8 protein-coding genes are annotated in these 11,207 nt (G+C 36.2%); 4 read left to right on the top strand and 4 right to left on the bottom strand.

What is annotated here, in order from left to right:
• Window positions 1–18 precede the first annotated feature (18 nt).
• Window positions 19–579: a serine O-acetyltransferase gene (locus ON09_RS26630; protein ID WP_010600640.1), complete on the bottom strand. Its 561-nt coding sequence runs from the start codon at window positions 577–579 to the stop codon at window positions 19–21.
• Window positions 569–1,720 (bottom strand): glycosyltransferase, encoded by a 1,152-nt coding sequence (locus ON09_RS08515; protein ID WP_010600639.1) that lies wholly within the window; start codon window positions 1,718–1,720, stop codon window positions 569–571. Before ON09_RS08515 ends, ON09_RS26630 begins: the two co-directional genes overlap by 11 nt.
• A 421-nt stretch (window positions 1,721–2,141) precedes the next feature.
• Here ON09_RS08515 and ON09_RS08510 point away from each other — a divergent pair, with 421 nt between their 5' ends.
• Window positions 2,142–4,043, top strand: a complete 1,902-nt coding sequence (locus ON09_RS08510) for a gliding motility-associated C-terminal domain-containing protein (RefSeq protein ID WP_010600638.1) — start codon at window positions 2,142–2,144, stop codon at window positions 4,041–4,043.
• A gap of 211 nt (window positions 4,044–4,254) precedes the next feature.
• On the opposite strand, the gene ON09_RS08505 is transcribed toward ON09_RS08510, so the two are convergent.
• Window positions 4,255–5,862 (bottom strand): hypothetical protein, encoded by a 1,608-nt coding sequence (locus ON09_RS08505; RefSeq protein ID WP_010600637.1) that lies wholly within the window; start codon window positions 5,860–5,862, stop codon window positions 4,255–4,257.
• Window positions 5,863–5,952: 90 nt separating this feature from the next.
• Window positions 5,953–7,344: an undecaprenyl-phosphate glucose phosphotransferase gene (locus ON09_RS08500; protein WP_010600636.1), complete on the bottom strand. Its 1,392-nt coding sequence runs from the start codon at window positions 7,342–7,344 to the stop codon at window positions 5,953–5,955.
• Window positions 7,345–7,552: 208 nt separating this feature from the next.
• Between ON09_RS08500 and ON09_RS08495 the strand changes: the two genes are divergently transcribed.
• Genes ON09_RS08495 through ON09_RS08485 form a run of 3 tightly spaced genes read left to right on the top strand, consistent with a single transcriptional unit; the run spans window position 7,553 to window position 11,125 of the window.
• The gene (locus ON09_RS08495) at window positions 7,553–8,815 is read left to right on the top strand and encodes an oligosaccharide flippase family protein (RefSeq protein ID WP_157258882.1); all 1,263 of its coding nucleotides are present in this window, start codon (window positions 7,553–7,555) and stop codon (window positions 8,813–8,815) included.
• A complete protein-coding gene (locus tag ON09_RS08490; RefSeq protein ID WP_010600634.1) occupies window positions 8,808–9,728 on the top strand; it encodes a glycosyltransferase family 2 protein in 921 nt (306 codons plus the stop codon). The genes ON09_RS08495 and ON09_RS08490 overlap by 8 nt, the downstream gene beginning before the upstream one ends.
• The gene (locus tag ON09_RS08485; protein WP_010600633.1) at window positions 9,725–11,125 is read left to right on the top strand and encodes an O-antigen ligase family protein; all 1,401 of its coding nucleotides are present in this window, start codon (window positions 9,725–9,727) and stop codon (window positions 11,123–11,125) included. The genes ON09_RS08490 and ON09_RS08485 overlap by 4 nt, the downstream gene beginning before the upstream one ends.
• Window positions 11,126–11,207: the final 82 nt, after the last annotated feature.

The raw sequence follows: 11,207 nt of genomic DNA, 5'->3' as shown, positions 1-11,207 counted from the left end.
AAATAGGTGGAGAATGAATTAATTTGCAGGTGATAAACCATCTGGTTCGCCAAAATCTGCTATCGGATACCTATAAATCATTTTCAGAATAACCGCAGGGTTTCCACCGATAACACAATTACTCTCAACGTCTTTGGTAACCACAGATCCTGCACCGATAACAACATGGTCACCAATTTTGATATCGCCAATAATAGTAGCGTTTACACCAATATCAACATTGTTGCCGATTACCGGCGATGGTCCGGACGACCCATCTTCCAAAATCTTACACCCAATGGTTGTAAGATGGCGTAACGTACAATTTTCTCCAATATTCGCCATACCATTAATTACTGAACCATGCCCGTAAACCAGTTTAAGTCCTTTCCCAATGTTTACTTTCGAGCTGATTTCAATATTAAAAATCCAACCGATTATAAACTTATAAAGTAAAAGATACCAAAAGAACAAAATTTTCAAAAACAAATGCTGTTCGATAAGAGAAGCACACCTGAAAAAAGTCATAATCGCTTTGCCTTTAGCGTTATGATGGTTACTCCGCCAATCCTGGAAAATATAATTGCTTTTAATGATCATTAACAGGGAATAATTTTGATTCTACTTTGTTAACATTTGAATAGAGAGTGCATCGAGATGAAAAAATACTACCTAGGTGACTGGCGTATTGCTCAATAACAGTAGGCCAATTATAAACATCTGTCGTTTTTTTATTATTATTTTCGATAACCTTCCTATAATCTATTTTTTTATTTGTTACTAACAACAATTGCTTTGAAACGTGAAACGAACTTGTAAAATAAAGAGCATCATTACCTAAAACATCTCGGTTTGCACTGCTTCCATAGGCAGAAGGTATGCAATTTGCAGCCATCGCATCATACAGCAAGTAAGTAGGCTCATCCCGTCCGTAGTAACAGATGTCTGAAAAATAACGCAAGCGATTGAGGATATGTTTGTCATAAATGGCACCACAAAATTCGATAAGGGTACAATGCTTGTATTTTTCTTGCAAGTAATTACCAAAACGTGTACCATGATGACCAACTACAAGGAACCGATTCCCGGAAGATGACATCACGAAACCATCTAATATCATTTCGATGTGATTTTGTTTCTCCAGGCTACCAATATATACGCTATAGGAATAGGGTTTAAGATAATGTTTATCTAAATTGGCTTTCTCATCTAAACTTAAAGCCTCCACTCCCGGAGGAATAAATTTGACCCGTTTTTTATAACGACTCCTTAGATAGGAACAGCTAAGGTTTGAATCTGAAACTATAGAATGGCTGTAACGAACGGTAAATTTTTCAGCTAATTCAAGAAATTTTGAAGTTAATGTATTGTATTTTTTATTTCTCCACTCTATAGTTGAAATATTGGACACAAGCAACATATTTTTAGGAAGCATCCAAGACCAGATTCCGCTGGAAGGGCCGTATTGGATGACGAGATCACAGGCTCGATTCCTAAGATCTTTGAAACAAAAATAATCATAAAAAAAATTACTAACAGAGCCTAATTTATATTCAGGGTCGTAAACATGAATCAATTCGATTCCACGCCAGTGAGATTTTTGATAAGGATGATTGTGTGCACAATATACGGTCACATGGTGCCCCCTATCTGCTAATCCTCGAGCAACAAGTTGAGCTCCCTTTTCGAATCCCCGGTAAAAGTCAGGTATCCCCCTTGTACCTACAATTACAATCTTCATCTGATTACGGCTTGAATAGTTTTGATTATTCCATCTCTATTTAACATTTAACATGCTAAAATTTAATACTATAAAATTATCTCAACATCTGTGCTGCATCAATAGCCCTTAAATACTAATTGTTTCGCGGCTAAAGATACTGAAAACTAATGTAGTGGCGGTTTGAGGTTAAACTATGAATTGGCGAGAGCACTATACAATGACTACGAATATTCAGTTATTCAGAAGCATTGTTTAGACAAAATACCTTGGTTTTAGTAGGGAGGAGATTGTTTTATGATTGGATAGCCAATTTCAAGCAATATAAAATCTGAAGGTATAGCGAACAAACAGTGTAAATTTTCGTTATATGTGATTAACCATATGCCTCGATCATCTAATTTACTTCAATGCATATATTTCTAAAACGCTATATACTTTAATGAGAACAATATTTTTATTTTTACTTGTACTCATGATATTTTATAAGCTTGAAGTCGTTGGACAGCAATGCACTGGAGCTTTGGGCGAGCCTGTAGTAAATATTGATTTTAACCGGGGATCATCTGTCTTTGGACAGTCAGTAAGCAATGCTACCACGTACAGATTTGTTGCTGGCACCCCAAACGATGGAGAATATACAATATCTAAAAATACAAACGGAATGTACAATGACGATTATGGCTGGCACCAAATTACCAATCATACTCCAAATGATCCAAATGGCTATATGATGATTGTTAATGCATCTATCGATCCAGGAATTATTTACCAAACCTCACTTCCTGCTTTATGTCCAGGCACAACATATGAGTTTTCAGGATGGATTATTAATCTCCTAAACTATTCCGGAAAAAAGCCAAACATTTCTTTTCATATCGAAACGAAACTTGGTAAGGTTTTAAAAGAATATGCTACAGGCGAAATACCTGACGGACCTACGCCTGAATGGATTAAATATTCTACCATTTTTAAGGTAGAAGATGAAACTGAATTAATACTCAAAATTGTCAATTTGGGTATGGGAGGTAGTGGTAATGATGTAGCGTTTGATGATATCGCTTTCCGCCCCTGCGGACCTATAGCTACCCAGCACTTAAACTTGAAAGATGATCTAAACGCAACTTTATGCGAAAACGATATTGGCAATTATCGATTTGAAGCTAACGTATCAGATAATTTTTACGCTAATCCTGGATACCAATGGCAAGTAAATACAGGAACTGGCTGGAATGATATTAGTGGAGAAACCGAGACTGTGTACGTTGCGAAATTTGACGGTGCCCGACCCGGAACTTATCAATATCGCCTAAATACCGCAGAGAAAAATAATATAAATTTTCCGAGCTGCAGGGTAGCCTTTCCAACATTTACAATTAAGGTAAATTCTAAAGCGAAAGCAGGTAATTCAGGCCCGGTATGTGTTGGGCAAAGCATTCAGTTGTCTTCCGACGAAGCCGATTCATATTTTTGGGAAGGACCAAATTTTTCTTCAAAAGAAAAAAATCCAGTTCTTTTAAATGCATCAAAAGAAATGTCCGGAATCTACGTACTTACGGTAACATCAAATGGATGCACTACCAGTGACACCACTACAGTTACTATTTTAAATCCTCCAAAAGTTATTACAAACTTCCAGGAAGCTGAAATTTGCGTAGGAAACTCAATAGAACTTTCAGCTTCTGGCGGCAAAACATACCTATGGAGCCCTATTGATGGTCTTTCCGATCCACATACTTCACACCCTATTGCAACACCTATTGAAAACACAACTTATAGTGTTGCAGTATCAAATGGCGCTTGCGTTGAATATGCCAACATCAGCATAACTGTGATAAAAAAACCGGTCGTAAATGCTGGAAAAGATATCACAATTTTTGCTGGACAATCGACCAGATTACAGGGCCAAATAAGTGGTAACTACGATAGCTTTAAATGGGTGCCATCCGAATATTTAGATGACCCTAAAAGTCTAAATCCAATAGCAACACCGCCAACTGATATAAATTATGCTTTAGTGGCTTCATCTGAACATGGTTGCTTGCCAGGTTTAGATAGCGTATTTGTAAAAACCTACCCAAAAATCAGCATTCCAAATTCTTTCTCACCAAATGGTGATGGCATTAATGATGTTTGGGAGATTCCTTCAGCGCATAAATTCCCACAAATATCCATTAAAATAATTGATCGTAATGGACAGTTGATTTATCAGAGCAATGGCCCTTTTAAACCTTGGGATGGAACATTAAATGGAAATAACCTCCCGGTAGCTATTTACTATTATCGAATTAATTTCAATAATGAATTACCAACCTTTAGTGGTTGGATAAATTTGATCCGATAAAATTGCGGCTTTTTAAAGACTTGATAATTCACATCTTAAGATTGATCCAGAGTATTTCATCATCGATAAAGACATCGCAATAAATTCAAATAGCCAACATCATCATCAACAATCTAAAGATTTAAACTGAATGCCGCTGAATGTATTCAACTCACAAAATTAAAAATCCATCAATGTTAAATTAGATGGATTTTATTTTTTTTGATAGTTATTAAAAATCAGTATAAAGATTTCTGAATGAACTCCTCAAACCGAAGGTAATTAATCCTGTATTATTGTTAGTTAAAGCATTACGCTCATTTCTGTAAATTCCACCAACTTCTAAACGGAGATTATATTTTGGATTGATAATATACGCTACCCGCCCTTCAGCATAGTATAAGTCGGTGCGTAATCCCTGGGAGGTGAAGTTCCCGGTTTGTTTGATGGCCTCAGAATAAGGAATGCTCAAATCGCGACCATAATCTTGGCCGTTCAAACTTAAACCATATTTAGCATACTGCAACTGACCAGTAAAATCAAATCTTTTCCATGAATAGTTAACAATTCCCAATACTTCTCTAAAATTGGCGCCCAGGCGATGTGCAAGTGGTTCTGCATAACCGGTATAATTTACAATTTGAGTTCGCCCAGTATAGGTATAAGGTTTAGCGGTGTTGTATTCCAATAAATAATTCAGGTTTTCTATTTTAAAAATGTCAGCACCTCTTACACCTAACTGCCATCCGTATTTATTACGCGGACTGCCATTGCTCGAAAAGAAATTACTTGCTTCAAATTCATCTAACGAAAACTGTCCATAAGCAACGATTTCTTTGGCAAACTTATATTTAGCAGTCAAGCCAATCATCGAATTATCAGGAGACCCGCTTGATGCTTCAACAGGGCGAAGGAAAATGATCGGATTAGCATAACCCCAGTCGAAACCTCTTTCATTTCCTAAATCATCTGTTTGTCCCCAAATAATTGAATCAAAAAAACCAAGTGACAAACGGTTATTTACATTCCAATCTAAATAATGAAAAACACCTCCTTTTTTACGATTACCTGCTTCATAGGATAATTTCGGAACAGTAGGATCCTGTAACGAGGCCCATAAAGCCATGTACTGTACGTTACCGAGGTTACCGGTAAGTTTTAAAAATGGATAGGGAGAGGAAACATCCGACAATAGCATGGAACGATAGCCATCACCAATAAAGTTTTTATCATATCCAGCAGTTACATTAATATATTTGGATGGTGTGTAAGAAATCAAAGCGGTTACATATGACCAATCGAGCGACATTTTTCCAGCGTTAGATCCATAATCTCTATTGTAGGATTGTCCTGGAACAACATTATTGCTTCTGGCATAATCGGTATAATACTTCGCAAACCTGCCCTGATTTTCGAAACCGCTGGTGTAGAAAGAAAACTTGTTTCCTATAGTTCCACCAACCTGATAACCACGAGTATTTAACCAAAGATTTTGCTTTCCGGAAAAATCTTTACCAATTTGAAAGTCAGGTAAGAAATCAGCATAGAACGTATACTCTTCCTTTTGGATATCTATCAAATGCTCATTAAATATTTTTCGGCTCACCCACGAATGCCGTGTTGAATCTATGCCAATGCTCAATAACTGCTTACCGTGTTCAATCAATAAACTATCATCAATAAAGAAAGGCTTTAAGCTACTGTGGAAACGTGTATCAGTATTATATACCTCTCTGTTTAATTTTTGATAAAATTGATAAGAATAAGGTTGATATTGTGATTGAGCGTGAATCTGAGTGGCTAAAAATATCAGGACGAGGACTGTAAAAATTTTCTTCATTAATATTGTTTTAAAATTGAATGATTTCGCAAAGGACGGAAAATTATTTGATTCACATCTTTTATAAGTTCAAATGCTATGTCAGGCTTGTTAATTTGCGTTTTTATGCCCAAAAATAACTTGCCAGATGGTTAAAAAAGTAATTTTAAAATCTAACAGTAAAGACCAGTTTTCCAAATACCATATATCTGATTTTACACGCTCTTCCATAGATCCATCTTCTCGTGTTTCGCCTCTAAACCCATTAACCTGTGCCCAACCGGTAATACCTGGTAACAAGAAATGTCTGACCATAAACTGATCAATCAAAGCTGAATAGTCTGCCGTATGCTGTAACATGTGTGGCCTGGGGCCGACAACGGACATCTCTCCCATTAAAACATTAAAAAACTGTGGCATCTCGTCGATACTTTTTTTCCGCATAAAGGCACCTAAACGGGTAACACGAGCATCGTTTGGACTTGCCTGTTTTGAATCTGCCTCACTGTTTAATCGCATGCTTCTGAATTTTAAGCAGTAAAAAGGCTGATTATCTTTACCCGAACGCAGTTGCTTAAAAAAAACAGGGCCCTTTGATTCTAATTTGATTAAAATTGCAAGCAGGGGTACCAGCCAGCTCATCACAAAAATTACGATGCAGAGCGAGAAGGTAATATCAAACAGCCGCTTAATAATTTGATTGCTTAATATTTCCAGGGGTTCTGTACGTGGACTTAAAACAGGCAAATGCCCATAGAGTTGAACCATTACATTTTTCTTAAAATAATCTTTTACATCCGGCACGAGCTTAAAACGTATCAAAGCCTTATCAGCCTGCCGCATGAGTGTATCTATTTTTGATAAGGCACGATCTGGCAAAGCACAGTAAATTTCATTCACATTACTGTTCTTAACGTATTCTATACATTCACTTACATTACCAATGATATGGCTGAGGGTCTGTTTTTCTGGATCATCATCAAAAAAACCTACCACTTTATAGCCCAGGTGCGTGTTTTTTTCCAGGTGATTCTTTAGATCCATACCAAGCGGACCAGCACCTACAATAACTACCTTCTTATAGTTGATTAGTTTTGCCCTGCTTGATCTTCTCAAAAGAAGAAAAACAATTTTTCCTGTTAAAAAAAGCGGAGCAAAAATGATCGCCGCATAAATGATTAACTTAATCGAGACGTTAAAATCGCGTAGGTAAAATACGAGAATGAAGATGATTATGCCTAAAATTAACAGGCTCCATAATGATTGTTTAATGGTTGGAATAGCGTCTTTGACAAACATATCCTGATAGATCTTGGTGATCTGGGTAACATTAAACCAAACAAAATTAATAAGCAGGATGTGTAAGAAATTAATACCCCTGCCATCCGAAATACCATAAGTATCATAAGCTATAACATAACCAATATAGCCAGATAAATTCACTAAAAGAAGATCTATAAGGATACTTATTGTCTTAAAATAAGTACTATTACTTTCAATCATTTAAATGGTAAATATTTTGCCAAATATAATTAGCTAGTTTAGTAAACAGATAAATTTGTTAGGTATTTAGTTAAAACAGCACAGAACTGCTTCAAATTCGTAGCCGTTACAACAAAAAACACGCCAAGCTTATATATCAGGCAAAACATTTTTAATAACATAATCTATTTTTATTTATATAAATTTGCCAAACATCTTTCAAAAAGTTTTGAAGCAAGTTCTATCAAATTTCATAAGTGGTTTAAAGGAAACTAAAATAGTTTCGAATTTCTTCAATTTAAGTAGTATTCAAATCTCCAATATATTGCTAATTCTCTTGATGTATCCCATCATTACCCGAATTATTGGTATCGAAGCTTTTGGAATGGTTATTCTTGCAAATACATTTTCCGGTCTGTCATCTATCGTAATTAATTATGGCACCAATCAATCGGGCGTAAGAGATGTTGCCACTTATGCTAACGAAACGACCAAATTAAATCAGGTAGTTTCTAATACAATCTGGGTGCGCACCATAATATTCATAGCCTACCTCGTCCTCATTTTTTTCTTACAATGGGCCAATATCCGGTATTATCAATTTATTCTTTTATCTTCACCAATTGTATTGGCTGAGGTTTTAAATCCGCTATTTATTTTCTTAGGCACTGAAAAGCTAAAAATCTATAACATTGCCAACCTGCTTTCTAAAGTTGTGGTCATCTTAGCCATTCTAGTATTCATTACTGGCACTAAAGATTCTGAATGGGTAAACTTTATCATCGGTGCATCCAGCACTTTAGCATACGCCATGTTATTAACATTTGTGATGTTGAAACATAAACTCACCCTGCATTTACCTGAAAAAGAAGAAATATCAAAAATCGGGAAAGATAACTTTTTCCTTACCGTAAACAATATTTCCGTTCATCTTCAGCAATCACTGATGATTTTCTCGTTAGCGAAATGGGGAAATCCACTTTGGTTGGGCGCCTATTCAATCTGCGATAAAGTGATTGGCTCTTCGAGAATTTTGATTATTTCGGTGTCAAATGCAATCTATCCTAAAGCTGCTCAGATTTATAAAGAGAATGTAAATGCATGGAAAGCTTATAAAGCCAAAATGGGAAAATTAATCGCATTAATGTTTTTGACTTTATCGTTAGTTTTATTCATCATGCCAGAATTTATCGTTCATTTGCTTTCCGGAGAAAGAAACCAGGATGCAATCATGTATTTAAGGATGATGGCATTTGTGCCATTTTTGGCTGCTTTGAACGTTCTGAATGTGCTAGATCTACTATTAAAAAACAATACGCTGGCAATATTTAGAATTGCACTCATCTTGTTCTGCATCTCGGCATTTACTTCATGGTTCCTGGTAACCCAGGGTTTGCAAAATTGGTTTGGTGCTTACACCCTTTTAATAGATGGAAGCGCTTTAATCATGTACGAATATGTAATTAAACGCCGATCCAATACAAATGCCTAAGCCTGTTGCGATAATCATATTAAATTGGAATACACCGGCACACACGATTAGCTGCGTGTTATCCATTACGCAATATTGTGATGCAAAAGAATACGATATCATTATTGCTGACAATGGCTCAACCGACGATTCACTTTCAATTTTGAAAGAAAAATTCCCCAAGCATATCCTGATTGATAATAAAAGCAATTTGGGCTTTGCTGAGGGAAACAATGCTGCTTTCAAATATAGCATAGCGGAGGGGTATACCTTCTCCCTATTGCTTAATAATGACACTGAGGTGGATGAAAACTTTCTTTCCCCTTTGATCAATCATCTAAGGCAAAATCCTGAAACCGTTGCCGTTCAGCCTTCCATTTATTATCTACACAAAAAAGATACACTTTGGAATGGCGGCTCATACTATAATAAGTGGTGGGGGATCACTTATTCCAACAATAAAAAATCAAGACAATCCCTAAGGGTTCCTGAACAGGTAGAATGGTTAACAGGTTGTTGTTTTTTGGTAAGAAATGATGCAGTAAAAAAAGTGGGCTTATTCACTGGTAAGTTTTTTTTATATTATGAAGATGTAGATTTATCCTTCCGGTTACGAAAATTTGCGGGACGACTAGACTACTTACCCACCAGCAAGGTTTACCATGAGGCAGGAGTTTCAGGCAAGCAAAAAGTTAAAAATTCGGAGGGTGAATTAAGTCCCATTATCCATTATTATGTAAATCGCAATAAATTGTGGTTTCTACGTAGATATGCAAATCCAGCGTTCATGATTTTTATATTTGGATATAATGCGATGTATTATTCGATATTATTATGTTATTTTTTGATCAGGAATAGAAAACAAAAAGCAAAGTTTCTGCTGAAAGGACTTAAGGAAGGTTTGTTCACTCCTCAAACAACAATCTGGTCATGATCGCAATATTTCCAATCGCATATATATTAGCCTTTATACTGGCGATAACGGATATAGTGCAAGGTAAAAAGCAAGGCTTTGTTCTGTTTCTTATTTTTGGATTGTCTATTTACACCACTGTACTTTCAGTTTCCTTTCTGCTTGGCTTTAAAAGTTTGATCCCTTTGCTTCAATCTTTAAAAGAAATCTTCGTAGTCATTACGCTTGGAATTTGCGTTTGGAATTTAAAAACCAAAATCAAACTTCATTACATCGATTACCTCATCATTGTTTTCTTTGGCTACACCTTACTATACGTCATTTTACCTATCGGCGAACAAGGTTTTGGCGAACGGATTATGGCGTTTAAAACACTTTCGTTTTTCGTACTGGTTTATTGTTGTGGCCGCCTGTTTAAACCGAAGGAAATTTATATCAGTAAATACTTTCATTATATTCTACTATTATCAATTGCGGCGGCTTTTGTATTGTTAACGGAGGTTTTGTTAGATCGTCATTTACAAACCATTACTGGATACGCAGAATACAACTTTTACTTCTTCAACTTTGAGCCAAGTGGTAATTATGGCCTAACCTGGACCTTTGAATCAGAAGGTGGATATAAACGATTTGCTAGCTTTTTCGCAAACCCATTAGAATTTGCCTCTGCAACCGTTATTGCTTTCGCCGTTATAGCAGCGCTCTACACCACGGATGAATATAAAATTAAACTCAGTAACTTTGGCTATCTGGCCCTGGCAGCAACGCTAACCTGTATTGTTTTTGCACTTTCCCGATCGGCTTTTATAAGCTATTTCATCTTGTTATATGTGTATGCCCTCCTTGCCGGCAAAAAATACATCTACCATTCTTTTCACGCCGTTGGAATATTATTAGCATTGTATGTTACCTACCTCCTAACAAAAGAGCAAGATCAAAATGATGGATTGCAAATGGTAATTATCAATACGATTAATTTCAGCAATCCATCAAGTGTTGGGCACGTGGTTGAATGGGTACAAGGCGCTTTGGCAATAGCGGCAAACCCGTTAGGCTTAGGGCTCGGTTCATCCGGAAGAATTGGTGGAACGCTTGGCGAAAATATAGGTGGCGAAAATCAATATATAATTATAGGCGTGCAGGCGGGCATACTAGCTTTAATATTATACCTTACCATTTACATCTCTTTTATCAGAGAAGGTATTAAATGGTTGCCGCGTTTGGATGGAAAGGAAAAAAAGATATGCCTGGCGATATTATTAATCAGAATTGGATTTATCATACCTTCTTTAACTTCCGAAATCGAAACCTCTTCATACACCTCTTATTTAATGTGGTTTTTCTCAGGTTTATTTGTGAACATCATCTCCACAAAAATGGCTGTAAAATCCGAACAAGCTACAGCAGTAACAGACTAAGCTTAATAAACGATCATCTTGTTTGCCAATCGGTTTTCGAATGCCAACATATTAACGCATTACTAATATATTTTTTTTAAGT

Source organism: Pedobacter agri PB92, assembly GCF_000258495.1.
In the GTDB taxonomy this organism is placed as follows: Bacteria; Bacteroidota; Bacteroidia; order Sphingobacteriales; family Sphingobacteriaceae; genus Pedobacter; species Pedobacter agri.
Note: the sequence above shows the minus strand (reverse complement) of the source record. Positions and strands in the feature narration are given on the sequence as shown.